Origin of the sequence: Pseudoxanthomonas sp. Root630 (assembly GCF_001427585.1) — a bacterium.
Lineage (GTDB): Bacteria > Pseudomonadota > Gammaproteobacteria > Xanthomonadales > Xanthomonadaceae > Pseudoxanthomonas_A.
In genome coordinates this window covers 38,990-51,946 of record NZ_LMGY01000002.1, presented here as the reverse complement: position 1 = coordinate 51,946, position 12,957 = coordinate 38,990, and the positions used below count along the sequence as shown (strand labels likewise).

The 12,957-nt window shown below is 68.8% G+C and carries 10 protein-coding genes; 5 read left to right on the top strand and 5 right to left on the bottom strand.

Translation table 11 applies throughout. The annotated features are described in order from the left end of the window. Positions 1-4: 4 nt before the first annotated feature. A complete protein-coding gene (cutA, locus tag ASD72_RS03170; protein WP_056878537.1) occupies positions 5-337 on the bottom strand; it encodes a divalent-cation tolerance protein CutA in 333 nt (110 codons plus the stop codon). 204 nt (positions 338-541) lie between these two features. Between cutA and ASD72_RS03165 the strand changes: the two genes are divergently transcribed. Beyond that, a complete protein-coding gene (locus ASD72_RS03165; RefSeq protein ID WP_056878536.1) occupies positions 542-835 on the top strand; it encodes a co-chaperone GroES in 294 nt (97 codons plus the stop codon). Positions 836-939: 104 nt separating this feature from the next. Then, positions 940-2,577, top strand: coding sequence for a chaperonin GroEL (gene groL, locus ASD72_RS03160; RefSeq protein ID WP_056878535.1), 1,638 nt, complete (start codon positions 940-942; stop codon positions 2,575-2,577). 93 nt (positions 2,578-2,670) lie between these two features. Here groL and ASD72_RS03155 read toward each other — a convergent pair whose 3' ends face one another. The 4 genes from ASD72_RS03155 to ASD72_RS03140 all read right to left on the bottom strand — a co-directional run bounded on the left by ASD72_RS03155 (position 2,671) and on the right by ASD72_RS03140 (position 8,394). Next, entirely contained in the window at positions 2,671-3,522 is an 852-nt protein-coding gene (locus ASD72_RS03155) for an alpha/beta hydrolase (protein ID WP_162250337.1), read from the bottom strand. A gap of 202 nt (positions 3,523-3,724) precedes the next feature. Further along, positions 3,725-6,364, bottom strand: coding sequence for a serine/threonine-protein kinase (locus ASD72_RS03150; protein ID WP_056878533.1), 2,640 nt, complete (start codon positions 6,362-6,364; stop codon positions 3,725-3,727). A gap of 70 nt (positions 6,365-6,434) precedes the next feature. Then, positions 6,435-6,959 (bottom strand): ECF-type sigma factor, encoded by a 525-nt coding sequence (locus ASD72_RS03145; protein ID WP_162250336.1) that lies wholly within the window; start codon positions 6,957-6,959, stop codon positions 6,435-6,437. 121 nt (positions 6,960-7,080) lie between these two features. Further along, positions 7,081-8,394 (bottom strand): aminotransferase class V-fold PLP-dependent enzyme, encoded by a 1,314-nt coding sequence (locus ASD72_RS03140; RefSeq protein ID WP_200948818.1) that lies wholly within the window; start codon positions 8,392-8,394, stop codon positions 7,081-7,083. Between the two features lie 137 nt (positions 8,395-8,531). Here ASD72_RS03140 and ASD72_RS03135 point away from each other — a divergent pair, with 137 nt between their 5' ends. From ASD72_RS03135 to ASD72_RS03125, 3 genes are all read left to right on the top strand, one after another. After that, positions 8,532-9,143, top strand: a complete 612-nt coding sequence (locus ASD72_RS03135; protein ID WP_056878531.1) for a DUF6445 family protein — start codon at positions 8,532-8,534, stop codon at positions 9,141-9,143. 219 nt (positions 9,144-9,362) lie between these two features. Then, entirely contained in the window at positions 9,363-10,427 is a 1,065-nt protein-coding gene (locus ASD72_RS03130) for a 3-deoxy-7-phosphoheptulonate synthase (protein ID WP_056878530.1), read from the top strand. A 124-nt stretch (positions 10,428-10,551) separates the two neighbouring features. Next, on the top strand, positions 10,552-12,906 hold the full coding sequence (locus ASD72_RS03125; protein ID WP_056878529.1) for a bifunctional diguanylate cyclase/phosphodiesterase: 2,355 nt from the start codon (positions 10,552-10,554) through the stop codon (positions 12,904-12,906). Positions 12,907-12,957 lie beyond the last annotated feature (51 nt).

Sequence of the window (12,957 nt, the reverse complement as noted above, 5' to 3'; positions counted from 1 at the left end):
CGGGTCACTCGGGTCGGGCGTCGGTGCGGGTTTCCGCGGTCACCCAGTCCAGATAGGCGGGCAGGCCGGCGGCGGTTTCGACCGCCAGGATTTCCGGCAGTTCATACGGATGGAGTTCCGCCAGCCGGGCCATCAGGGCCTCGCGCCGGTCGGCCGGGGTCTTGGCGAGCAGTTGGACCTCGGTGGCCTGTTCCACCTGGCCCTGCCAGCGATAAGTCGATGCCACGCCGGGCAGCAGGCTCACGCAGGCCGCCAGGCGCTCTTCCACCAGGGTCCGCGCCAGCCGCTGGGCGGTGTCGGCGTCCGGGCAGGTCGACAGGATCAGGAAGACAGGCATGGGCCGCCGATTATTGCAGACCCGCCCCGGCGGGCCCCTGCGACAAAGATGCGCACCCGCCCTTGAAAGCCCTGCGGCACCCCCAATATCCCCTGCATCCCGGCCTGGCCGGGTTTTTGTACCTGCGGCGTTGGCAGTCCCCTGAGGCGAGTGCTAACATCGCTGCCCCTTTCCCAGTCCAATCAATCACTTAAGAGGATTGACATGAGCAATATCAAGCCGCTGTACGACCGCCTGGTGGTCAAGCCGATCGAAGCCGAAGAAACCTCGCTCGGCGGCATCATCATTCCCGACGCCGCCAAGGAAAAGCCCACCAAGGGTGAAGTCGTCGCCGTCGGCGAAGGCAAGTTCATCGACGCCACCGGTGGCGTGCGCGCCCCGAAGGTCAAGGTCGGCGACAAGGTGATCTACGGCCAGTACTCCGGTTCGCCGTACAAGTACGAAGGCATCGAGTACAAGATCATCAAGGAAGACGACGTCCTCGCGATCCTCGGCTGATCGCGCGCGGCGGCCGCGTGCCGTCGCCCACGTCACCGCAATCCTCTTGATGGCGGGCCCCGTGCCCGCCGCACGACCCACTCTCAATATTCCCGGAGTTGCACATGGCAGCCAAAGATATCCGTTTCGGTGAAGACGCCCGTTCGCGCATGGTGCGCGGCGTGAACATCCTCGCCAATGCCGTCAAGGCCACCCTCGGCCCGAAGGGCCGCAACGTCGTGCTCGAGAAGAGCTTCGGCGCCCCGACCATCACCAAGGACGGCGTCTCCGTCGCCAAGGAAATCGAACTGGCCGACAAGTTCGAGAACATGGGCGCGCAGATGGTCAAGGAAGTCGCTTCCAAGACCTCCGACAACGCCGGTGACGGCACCACCACCGCCACCGTGCTGGCGCAGGCGTTCATCCGCGAGGGCTCCAAGGCCGTCGCCGCCGGCATGAACCCGATGGACCTGAAGCGCGGCATCGACCAGGCCGTGAAGGCCGCCGTCGAAGAGCTGAAGAAGCTCTCCAAGCCGACCGCCGACGACAAGGCGATCGCCCAGGTCGGCACCATCTCCGCCAACTCCGACAGCAACATCGGCGACATCATCGCCGAGGCCATGAAGAAGGTCGGCAAGGAAGGCGTGATCACCGTTGAAGAAGGCTCGGGCCTGGAGAACGAACTCGACGTCGTCGAGGGCATGCAGTTCGACCGCGGCTACCTGTCGCCGTACTTCATCAACAACCAGCAGTCGCAGCAGGTCGAATTCGACGACCCCTTCATCCTGATCCACGACAAGAAGGTCTCCAACGTCCGCGAACTGCTGCCGGTGCTGGAAGGCGTCGCCAAGGCCGGCAAGCCGCTGCTGATCGTCGCCGAGGAAGTGGAAGGCGAAGCGCTGGCCACCCTCGTGGTCAACACCATCCGCGGCATCGTCAAGGTCGCCGCCGTCAAGGCGCCGGGCTTCGGTGACCGCCGCAAGGCCATCCTGGAAGACATCGCCACGCTGACCAACGGCACGGTGATCTCCGAGGAAGTCGGCCTGCAGCTCGAGAAGGCCACCATCAACGACCTGGGTCGTGCGAAGAAGGTCGTGATCTCGAAGGAGAACACCACCATCATCGACGGCGCCGGCGATGCCGAGCGCATCCAGTCGCGCATCAAGCAGATCAAGGCGCAGATCGAAGAGACCTCTTCGGACTACGACCGCGAGAAGCTGCAGGAACGCGTGGCCAAGCTGGCCGGCGGCGTGGCCGTGATCAAGGTCGGTGCCTCGACCGAAATCGAAATGAAGGAAAAGAAGGCCCGCGTCGAAGACGCCCTGCACGCCACGCGTGCGGCCGTCGAAGAAGGCGTGGTCCCGGGCGGCGGCGTCGCCCTGATCCGCGCGCTGCAGACCATCGGCAACCTGAAGGGCGCCAACGAAGACCAGAACCACGGCATCCAGATCGCCCTGCGCGCGATGGAAGCCCCGCTGCGCGAGATCGTCACCAATGCCGGCGAAGAGCCGTCGGTGATCGTCAACCGCGTCAAGGACGGTTCGGGCAACTTCGGCTACAACGCCGCCAACGGCGAGTTCGGCGACATGATCGAGTTCGGCATCCTGGACCCGACCAAGGTCACGCGCTCCGCGCTGCAGAACGCCGCTTCGATCGCGGGCCTGATGATCACCACCGAAGCGATGGTGGCCGAGGCCCCGAAGAAGGACGAGCCGGCCGCGCCGGGCGGTGGCATGGGCGGCATGGGCGGCATGGACTTCTAAGTCCCGCTTCCCGCGTCACCGTTCCAAGAAGGGCCCCGCAGCGATGCGGGGCCTTTTGCTTTCCGCGATATGCGGATCGCGGCGCGTGTTCTCTTACCCCAGACCGTAGGGCAGGTTCGGCGACGACACGACCTTGTCGCCGATCGCTTCGCCTTGCAGGAAACGGACGCAGTCCCGTAGCACCACCGGCTCGTTGAGCACGCCGTGGTGGCCGAGGTCGAGCGTGGTCAGCAGGCGCGCTGCCGTGAGATGCCGCGCGAAACGCTCGCCTTCGTCCCACGGCACTTCGTCGTCGAGCAGGTCGTGCACGACCAGTACCGGGATGCCGATGGCCGGCGCGATGCGGTGTGCCTGCAACGCGTCCAGGCCTTGGCCGATGCGGGATTCGAGCAGTGCCAGCATGCGTGCGCCGACGCGCGGTCCCATGCCGGAACGATCGACGAAGCGCTGCAGCGCGGCGCGCGGATCGGCCTGCGCGGAGACCAGGATCGCCTGCTTCGCGCGCAGGCCCTGGTGCAGCGCGAGCACGACCGACATGGCGCCGAGCGAATGGCCGATGACGGCGGCGGCTTCGCCGCAGCGACGGCCCACTTCGAGCATGTCGCCGGTGGTGTCCAGCAAGGTGGACGTCTGCGTGGTCGCCGTGCGGCCCTCGCGGGCGAAGGCGACGACCGCATACCCGCTCGCCGTCAGGGCGCGCACCCAGGCGGCCATCGCATCGCGTCCCGTCGCGTCCAGCGGCGGCAACAGCACGTACGGCTGCCGGCGCGGATCGCCCCAGGACACCATCTGCACGCGCCGGCCGCGCAACACCAGCGTTTCCTGGTGTTCCGGGCAGCCTTCGATGTGTCGAGGGTAACCGGCAAGGGCGGCTTCATCATCCAGCTGCAGCAATCCCTTGCGCGCGGCGTGGTGCGGTGCCAGCAGACTGGTGAGGCGTCGCATCGCACGCGTCCATGGGCGGAGCGGTGTCGGAAGCGTACGTTCGGGATCGGCGCCGCGTGCTGCGGTGTCGGGCGAGGCGGGGGCGTCGGTCAGCGGGTCGGCGTGGCGGGAAAGCAACATGGAAGTCCGGTCTCTGCGGGTGGGTCCACAGAAATGAGCGCTTTCCTGCCTGTCGCACTGACACGCAGCGGCACCGGATGGTTCAGGGGGCGTTGGCCATCGTGACGGTTGCGGGTGCTACCAACGCGCGGCGCGCAGGATGCGCCCTGGGGATCTCCATGCGGTCGGCGAAGGCGAGGCCTTCGCGGCGCGCGCGTGCCGCGGCCGCAGTATCGCCGGCGCGCTCGTACAGGTGCGCCAGCGTGGCGTACCACGCGATCAGGTCGTGCGGGAACGCGCGCGGACGCGCGCTGATCTGCAGGGCCTGCCGGATCATCGAGATGGCGCGCGCATCCTCGCCCTGCCGCGCGTGCGCCAGGGCGCGCACGTACAGCGCAGTCGCGGACAGATAGGGCTCCTGTAGCGCATCGACGCGCCGCTGCAAGTCGATCGCCTGCTCCCGCAGATCACGATCGAGGCCGGCGACCAACTGCAGGCGGAGGACACGGAGTTCGGCATCGAGGCGTTGCTCGTGCGTCGGCGGTAGCACCCTGTCCAACTGCGCCCGCGCCTCATCGGCCAGGGTGCGCGCACCGGCCAGATCGCCGCGCAGCTCCTGGATACGGGACAGCTTCGCCAGCGAGAACCCGATGCCGGGGGCGCGCTCGCGACCGATCGCATGCTCGATGGCCATGGCCTCGCGCAGCAGCGGCTCGGCCCGGTCGAGGCGACCCAGCGCCAGGTAAACCCCGCCGAGGTTGTGCACACGCGGCGCGACGTCCGCATTCGGGCCGCGGTAGATGCGGCGCGCGATGCCGACGGCTTCGAGGAGCGGCGGCTCGGCGTCCGCCATCTGCCCGGCCGCCATCAATGCGATGCCGTAGTTGCTGAGGCGTCGCGAGGTTTCCGGATGGTCGTTGCCGTACGCCGCGCGCGTCAGCGCCAGGGCATGCCGTTGCCAGCGCACGGCCTGGTCGGCCTGGTGCGCGCGCGTGTACGCGGTGCCGAGCGCGCCGTAGCTGCGGATGAGGCGGGGATCGCGCGGCGGCAGGCGCGCCTGCTGGAGGGCGATGGCCGCCAGATGGTCGGCGATGGCGGCCTGGTGCTCGTCCATCTCGCTGCGCACGATCGCGCGGCGGTGGTAGGTGAGCGCGGCGGCGAGCCCGTGCGGGTCCACGCTGCGCTGTACGGTGAGGGCTTCGTTCAGGAGTGCCAGCGCCGCCGGATAGTCCTTCTCGCTGGAGGCGAGCTGACCCTGCTGGCTCAGGGCCATGCCGAGCGCGGCATGGTCGCGCGCGGGCAGCGTGCGCGCGGTGGCGACGGCGCGCGCCAGCAGCGGCCGCGCATCGTCGTAGCGCGACATCTGGTCGTAGATCCGCGCGATCACCACCAGCATTTCCACCTGCAGTGCGGGCGAGGCCACCAGGTCGGTGCGCGCGCGCTCGGCGCCGCGTTCGAGCAGTGTGGCGGTGTCCGGCAGCGCGGCGCGCGGGCCCCGCGGGACTTCGTTCTCGAACAGCTGCACCAGCAGGTCGCGCACGGCGTTCGCGCGCTGCGCTTCGTTGCGCGCGCGCCACGCCTGCTCCTGCGCGTCGGCCGCCGCCACGCGGGCGGTGTGCGCCTGCCAGAGCGCCGCCGACAGGCTGGCGAGCACGGCGACCATCAGCAGGGCCGCGACGGCGACGCCACCGCGGTGGCGGCGAGCGAACAGGCGCACGCGATGGAACGGCGACGGCGTGCGCGCGCGGACGGGCTCGTGGCGCAGGTGATGTTCCAGGTCGTCGGCGAGGTCGCCCGCCGATGCGTAGCGGCGCGCGGGGTCGGCGGCGGTGGCCTTCGACAGGATCGCGCCCAGGTCGCCCTTCAACGCGATGTCCGGGCGCGCGGTGTCGCCGGGGCGCTCGCCGCTGAGCAACTCCTGCATCAACACGCCGAGCGCGTACACGTCCGTGGCCGTGGTGACCGCGGCGCCGGTGTACTGCTCCGGTGCCGCATATCCTGGGGTCAGTCCGATCGCCGCCGCGCCTTCGCCTTCGCCGTCGCCGGTGGCGTCGATCAGGCGCGCAATGCCGAAATCCAGCAGCCGCGGTGCGCCTTCGGACGTGACCAGGATGTTGGAGGGCTTGAGGTCGCAATGGACGACCAGTTGCCGGTGCGCGGCATCCACTGCGCGGCAGACATCGCATAGCAGTTGCAGGCGTGCAGTCTGGTCGAGGCTGCGACGTTCCGCGTGGCGTGTGATGGGCAGGCCGTCCACGTGGTCCATGACCAGATAGGGCACGCCTTCGTCGGTGACGCCGCCGTCGATCAAGCGCGCGATGGCCGGATGCGTGAGCGCGGCCAGCGTCTGTCGTTCGCGCCGGAACAGTTGCTGCTGCAGTTCGGAGTAAGGCCCGCGGCGCAACAGCTTGACCGCGACGCGCTGCTGGAAATCCACATCCTCGCGTTCCGCGAGGAACACGCTGGCCATGCCGCCCTGGCCCAGCGGGCTGATCAACCGGAACGCGCCGATGCGCTCGCCGATCCAGGCGTGCGGTGGGCGCATATCCTCCGCCTTCATCGCGTCGATCACCGCGGCAACGGGCGTGTCCAGCAGCAGTGGCTCGGTGCGCGCGTGCGCGGCGAGCAGGGCTTCCAGGTCGCGACGATCGGTCGGGACGGGGCAGTGCCGGTCCATCCAGTCGCGCCGTGCCTCCGGGGGCAGGTCCACGACCGCATCGAACGACTGGCGCAGGGAAGGCATGGCGGGGGTCTGCGGAAGAGGGTCTGCCATCAAGCGTCTTTCGGGGCCCGACCCTGACATGCCGGCGCGCTTATGCGGCCAGCTGGGCGCCCAGGAACGCCCGCGCGTACTGCCAGTCGCGGTAGACGGTGCGCACGCTCAGGTCGCAGAGCGCGGCGATGCGTTCCAGCGGCAGGCCGGCGAAGTAGTGCAGTTCCACCACCTCGGCGGCGCGCGCATCATCCAGCGCCAGACGGCGCAGCGCCTGGTCCAGTTCCAGCGCGTGCTGCGGATCGATCGTCACCTGGCCGGCGAGGGTGTCGCGGTAGTCGGTGCGACGCAGGTCGCCGCCATGCTTGATGCGCGCGCGTTCACGCGCACGGTCGACCAGCATGTGCCGCATGGCGCGCGCCGCATACGCATAGAACTGCCGCGTATGGGTGAACTGCGGCTGCTGGTGGCTCATCTGCAGGTACAGCTCGTGCACCAGCGCCGTGGTGTCCAGCGTGGCGCCGTCGCGGGGAAACCGTTGTTTGTGCGCCAGCCGGCGCAGTTCCTGGTAGACCTCGCCGAACATGTCGTCCAGCGGGCGGGGGGAAGCGTCGTTCGGGGGCATGACGATCCGGGGAGAGCGGAGGGGACAGCGGGTCATCGCCTTGCGACGACCGGCAATGGGAACCAACGCGCAAATCCTGGCGCAGGGGCCATCGCGCGCGGTTGCCGTTCGTCGGGCGCGTTCAGCCCGCGATCGCACGCACCGCGCGCACCGCCTCGTCCACCTCCGCGGGCGTGTTCACCAGGCTCGGCGCCAACCGCGCGTAACTGACCGCATAGGGACTGGTGCTGGCGACAATGCGACGTGCGAGCAACTGCTTCACGATGTCGGTCGGCGCCACGCCCTCTATCTCGAAGGCCACCAGCCCCGCCGACAACGCCGCAGCGCGCGGCGTGTGCACCTTCACCTTCGACAGGCCGGCCAGGCCCTGTTTCAGTTGATCGTTCAGCGCGCTGATGCGCGCGGCCACGCGTGGGCGCTGCATCTGCCGGTGCATGCGGAACGCCGCGGCCATCGCCCACTGGTGCTCGAAGGCATGGAAGCCGCCGGGCATCATCCGCGCCGCGTTGGCGGGACCCGAGGGCGGACGTTCTTCTGCCCAGGCCTTGTAGCTTTCCAGTTCGGTGAAGTTGGGCACCAGCGGCTGCAGGCGCGCCCAGTTCGCCGCACTCGCCCATACCAGGCCGGTGCCGCGCGGCGCGAACATCCACTTGTGCGTGCCCGCGCAGAAATAGTCCGCGCCCATCGTGGCGACCGTATCGTCGGCCGCGCCAAGTCCGTGTACGCCATCGACCACCAGCAGCGGCGGCGAAGGCAGGCTGCGCAGCATCGCGGCGATTTCACGGATCGGCAGGCGGATGCCGGTGCTGGAATGCACCCAGGTGATCCCGACCACGCGCGTGGCGGGACGTACCGCCGCCTTCAGGTGGCCGACGATCTCATCGACGCTGGCCGTGGCAGGCGAGGCGAACAGCGCGATCTTCCGCATCGAGGCACCTGCGCGCGCGGTCGCCAGCCGGATGGATTCGTGGTGCGAGTAATGGTCGTGGATCGTGGTCAGCACTTCATCGCCGGCCTTCAGCGGCAGGCCGTGATAGACCAGTGCGAGGCCTTCGGTCGTGCTCCGCGTCAGGCAGACCTCTGCCGCTTGCCCGCCCAGGTAGTCCGCGGCTTCGGTGCAGACCTGCAGCGGCAGGTTGTGTGCGTCGTCCTCGAACATCGCGCGTTCGACGAACAGGAACGGGTTCGCATCCATCGCGCGCCGATAGCCCTCCAGTGCCTCGCGCACCGGCGTCGGGTGGCTGGCGATGAAGAACGAGGCGAAGTGCAGGTAGGCCGGGTCGAGCGCGAACTGCGCGCGCACGGCTTCCCAGTCGGACAGGTCGGGCAGGGTGGGGGTCTGCGCGGCGGCGGCGGCGAACAACGAGCCGGGCAGCAGGGCCGTGGCGGCGAGGGCGGCGGGGGCCGCAAGCAGGTGTCGGCGGGACAGGGCCATGGTGCACGGGAGGTGGCGTCGCTGGCTGCGACAAGGGTGCCAACGCGACCGCATGCGGCACGCGGTCACCGTTCGGCGGCGGAGGCGGCGATCAGGGAGCTTGTCGGCGTTCGGGCGTCCGGATAGCCTCGACGTCCATGCCTACCTCACTGCTGGTCGTGGACGATTTCCTGGGAACCCGTGATGCGCTCGCGTTGCGCGAGGCGGGCCTTCGGCTGACCTACCCCCCGGACCAGAAGGGGGCGTTTCCCGGCCGCAATTCGGTCGAACGGGTCGAGATCGACGGGCTCACCGAGGCGGTCTCGCAGTTGGTGGGCGAACGCTTGCGCCCAGCGCCGCCGCCGCAATCGCACGCCAAGTTCAGGATCACGCTGGCCGGCGACATCGGCCGGGCGAAGGTGCACATCGACAAGGCGCACTGGTCCGGCGTCCTGTACCTGAGCCGGCCGGAGGACTGCCGGGGGGGCACCGAATTCTTCCGGCACCTGCCCACCCGGAGCGACCGCGCGCCGATGACCCACGAGGAACTGGCCGCCGCCGGCTTCGCCTCGCAGGAACAGATGTACCAGGAGATCGTCAGCAAGCACACGGTGGACGACAGCAAGTGGGAAATGACGATGCGCGTCCCCATGCGCTTCAACCGGTTGCTGATGCTGCGCCCGTGGATGTGGCACACGGCGGGCGAAGCATTCGGCGATTCCCTGGAGGACGGCCGCCTCGTCTACCTGCTGTTCTTCGAAGTCGCCTGACCCGGGTCCGCCACGTTGCAGATGAAACATTCGCGCGCCCGCGAATGGCGTGGTATCACTACGCCCCGATGAACCCGACCCGCGCCCGCTTTTGGTTTTGGTATTACCGCGATCCCACGGCGGTGGCGAGGCTGCGTTCATTCTAGGTAGACACCAGAAGAATCCCCTTGAAGCCGCCAGCGAACCTGGCGGCTTTTTTATTGACTCCGGAGAACCCCCATGGCCCCCCATACCGACGACCTGCGCATCAGGAAGCTCGATGAGCTGGTCACGCCCGCCGCGATCATCGGCGAACTGCCTTGCGACGATGCGGTGTCGCAAACCGTGTCCGAAGCGCGCGATGCGTTGCACGACATCCTGCACGGACGCGACGATCGCCTGGTGGTGGTGATCGGTCCGTGCTCGATCCACGATCCCGCCTCCGCGATGGAGTACGCCGCGCGCCTCAAGCCGCTGCGCGACGCGCTGGCGGGCGAACTGGAGATCGTCATGCGCGTCTACTTCGAGAAGCCGCGCACGACGGTGGGCTGGAAAGGCCTGATCAACGACCCCGCGCTCGACGGCAGCTTCGACATCAACCGCGGCCTGCGCCTGGCGCGTGGTCTCCTGCGCGACATCAATGCGCTGGGCCTGCCGGCCGGTTGCGAGTACCTCGATACCATCTCGCCGCAGTACATCAGCGACCTGGTGGCCTGGGGCGCGATCGGCGCGCGCACCACCGAAAGCCAGGTGCACCGCGAGATGGCCAGCGGCCTGTCCTGCCTGGTCGGTTTCAAGAACGGCACCGACGGCAACGTGAAGATCGCGGTGGACGCGGTGGGCGCGGCGTCGCATCCGCATCATTTCCTGGCGGTGACGAAGGAAGGCCGCTCGGCGATCGCGGCGACGGCCGGCAACCCGGATTGCCACGTGATCCTGCGTGGCGGCAAGGCGCCCAACTACGATGCGGCCAGCATCGAGGCGGCGAGCCAGGTGCTCGCCAAGGCGGGGCTGCCGGCGCGCTTGATGGTCGATGCCAGTCATGCCAACAGCGGCAAGAATCCCGACAACCAGCCCGCAGTGATCGACGACATCGCCTCGCAACTCGAAGGCGGCGAGCGCCGCATCGTCGGCGTGATGGTGGAAAGCCACCTGGTCGGGGGGCGGCAGGATCTGGTCGACGGCCAGCCGCTCCGGTACGGCCAGAGCATCACCGACGGGTGCCTCGGATGGGAGGCGTCGGTGCAGGTCCTGCAGCGGCTCGCCGAAGCGGTCCGGATCCGGCGATTGGCCAAGGCCGCCTGAGGACCCGCGCCGCGATGTCCGCTCACGGGGCGGCGCACCGAAAGTGAGGGTGTCGATCACGGGCGCCGTCGTGATGCCGGCATGACCGGCATCGCGGGCGTCCCTCGCCGGAAAAGGGACGCTGATGCTGTGGAAGCAACTCCGCAAGTGCTGGGCGCTGCCGCATGCAGATGCGGCCACACGTGCGGCATTGCTGGACCGGCAACTGCGCAACCTCTTCCGGGTCATCCCCTGGTACGTCGCGTCCAACCTGTTCACCGGCTTCGGCGTCTTCCAGGTCATGACCCCTTTCCTGCGGGGGCATCGGTGGCAACCCTGGGCCCTCGCCTTCATCGTCGTCCACGTGGGCTGGGCCGTGCATGCGGTCGGCCGGTGGGGGTGCGCCCGACGGCCGGCGACGCAAGGGCACCGGTTGTCCGACCTGTGGGTGTCGGCGTGCTGGTGCAGCCTGGCGGCCCTGGCCTGCGGCGTCGGTCTCTACCTCGGTGCGCCTCTCGCCGCCAGCGATGGCAGCCGGCTGCTGTTGGCCGCCTACACCCCGGGACTGATCGCGACCGGGGTGCTGGTGGGCGTCACCGCACCGCTTGTGTCGTTCGTGTGGCTGGTCATCCTGACCGTGGCGTCATGCCTGATGGTGGCGCGATTGGGCTTCCTGGCGCAGGGCATGACGGTCCTGCAGCTGTGTTGCTACGCGGTGATGCTGACGGTCGCCCTGTTGTTCGTATCCCGGACGCTGGTGAAGCGGATCGAGGCGGAGACGTCGGCGGCGCGGCAGAAGCACATCGTGGGCCTGCTGCTGCGCGAGTTCGAGAGCAATGCCAACGACTGGCTGTGGGAAAGCGATCGCGCTGGCATCCTCAGCCGGGTAGGGCCCGGCCTGGCGCGGACGCTGGGACGGGACGAGACGACCCTGGTGGGGAAGCACCTTTACTCGCTGTTCGCACGGAAGCGCCTGATCGCCGTCGCCAGTGACCGGGAGGTCGGCACCGAGGCGCTGCAGCGGCGGCTGGATGCCCCGGTACCGTTCGGCGGCGTGGTGGTGGAAGCGGCGACCGCCGAGACCTGCAGCTGGAAGATCAGCGCCCGCCCGCTGCATGCGCCTTCCGGTGCGTGGACCGGCTGGCGTGGCGTGGGCTGCGATGTTTCCGATGCGCGCCTGCGCGAAGCGGACGCGTTGCAGCGCGAGCGCCACCTGCATCACCTGGCCCACCACGATGCGCTGACCGGGCTGCCGAACCGGCGGGCTTTCATGGGCCAGCATGCTGAAAGCGCAGCGTCGACCCGGTCGGCGGCGATGGCGCTGATCGACCTCGATCACTTCAAGAACATCAACGACAGCCTCGGCCATCCGGTAGGGGACCAGGTGTTGTGCCTGGTGGCGCAGCGGCTGCGGCGGACATGCCGACCCGGGGATGCGCTGGCGCGACTGGGCGGCGATGAATTCGCGCTGTTGCTGCGCGATCTGCCGGCGGAGACCGCGCAAGACGAGGCCCGTTGCAGGCTCGAGGACGTGCTCCACGCCCTGCGCCAGCCGGAATGGGTGGACGGCTTCCGCGTGGACGTCCGCGCCAGCATCGGCGCAGCGCTGTTCCCGGCTGTGCCGACCTCGCACGACGAACTGCTGCGTCGCGCCGACACCGCCCTGTATGCCGCCAAGCGCGACGGCCGCGACACGCTCCGTCTATATGAGCCGGCCATGAGCGAGCACCTGCGCGAACGCTTGGCGCTGGTCAGCGACCTTGCCATCGCGGTCGACAGCGACCAGTTCGAGATCGACTACATGGCGGTGCACGCGGCCGATACGCTCGAGGTGCGTGGGTACGAGGCGCTGCTGCGGTGGCGGCAACCCCTGCATGGACGCATCAGTCCGGCCGACTTCATTCCTGAGGCGGAGGAGTCCGGACTCATCCTGCCGGTGGGTCTGTGGGTATTGGAGCGTGCCTGCCGCGATGCGTTGCGCTGGCCGCCGTCCACCCTGGTGGCGGTCAACGTGTCGGTGGTGCAACTGGCCTGGCCGCCGCTGGCCGATGCCGTGCTGGATATCCTCCACCGGGTCGGCCTGCCTCCTTCGCGGCTCGAGCTGGAGGTTACCGAATCGGCGCTGGCGAAGGATCCGGCGTCCACGCGCGCGGTACTCGCGCGGTTGCGTGGCATGGGCATCCGCATCGCGATCGACGACTTCGGCGTGGGCTATTCCTCGATGGCCCAATTGCGCGAACTTCCGTTCGACCACATCAAGCTCGACCAGTCGTTCGCAGCGGGCCTGCTGCAGGACGCACCTGGCACGACGATCGCGATCATCGCCGCCATCCTCCAGCTCGCGCGCACCATGCAGGTGTCGGTGACCGCCGAAGGCGTGGAGCAGCAGGCGCAACTGGATGCGCTGCGTACGCTGGGCTGCGTTTCGGTACAGGGCTTCCTGTTGGGGCGGCCCACCCCCGCGAACCGGCTGCCACTGGCCGGGCATATGAAGAAGTGACTTCCGGCAGGTCGGATCGATGACCGTTGGCAACTGACCCGGCGCAGGGTG

Coding starts and splice junctions, on each gene's coding strand:
- ASD72_RS03150 (WP_056878533.1), bottom strand. CDS start 6,364: ATGCCTTCCCTGCGCCAGTCGTTCGATGCGGTCGTGGACCTGCCCCCG.
- groL (WP_056878535.1), top strand. CDS start 940: ATGGCAGCCAAAGATATCCGTTTCGGTGAAGACGCCCGTTCGCGCATG.
- ASD72_RS03145 (WP_162250336.1), bottom strand. CDS start 6,959: ATGCCCCCGAACGACGCTTCCCCCCGCCCGCTGGACGACATGTTCGGC.
- ASD72_RS03130 (WP_056878530.1), top strand. CDS start 9,363: ATGGCCCCCCATACCGACGACCTGCGCATCAGGAAGCTCGATGAGCTG.
- cutA (WP_056878537.1), bottom strand. CDS start 337: ATGCCTGTCTTCCTGATCCTGTCGACCTGCCCGGACGCCGACACCGCC.
- ASD72_RS03135 (WP_056878531.1), top strand. CDS start 8,532: ATGCCTACCTCACTGCTGGTCGTGGACGATTTCCTGGGAACCCGTGAT.
- ASD72_RS03165 (WP_056878536.1), top strand. CDS start 542: ATGAGCAATATCAAGCCGCTGTACGACCGCCTGGTGGTCAAGCCGATC.
- ASD72_RS03125 (WP_056878529.1), top strand. CDS start 10,552: ATGCTGTGGAAGCAACTCCGCAAGTGCTGGGCGCTGCCGCATGCAGAT.
- ASD72_RS03140 (WP_200948818.1), bottom strand. CDS start 8,394: ATGGCCCTGTCCCGCCGACACCTGCTTGCGGCCCCCGCCGCCCTCGCC.
- ASD72_RS03155 (WP_162250337.1), bottom strand. CDS start 3,522: ATGCGACGCCTCACCAGTCTGCTGGCACCGCACCACGCCGCGCGCAAG.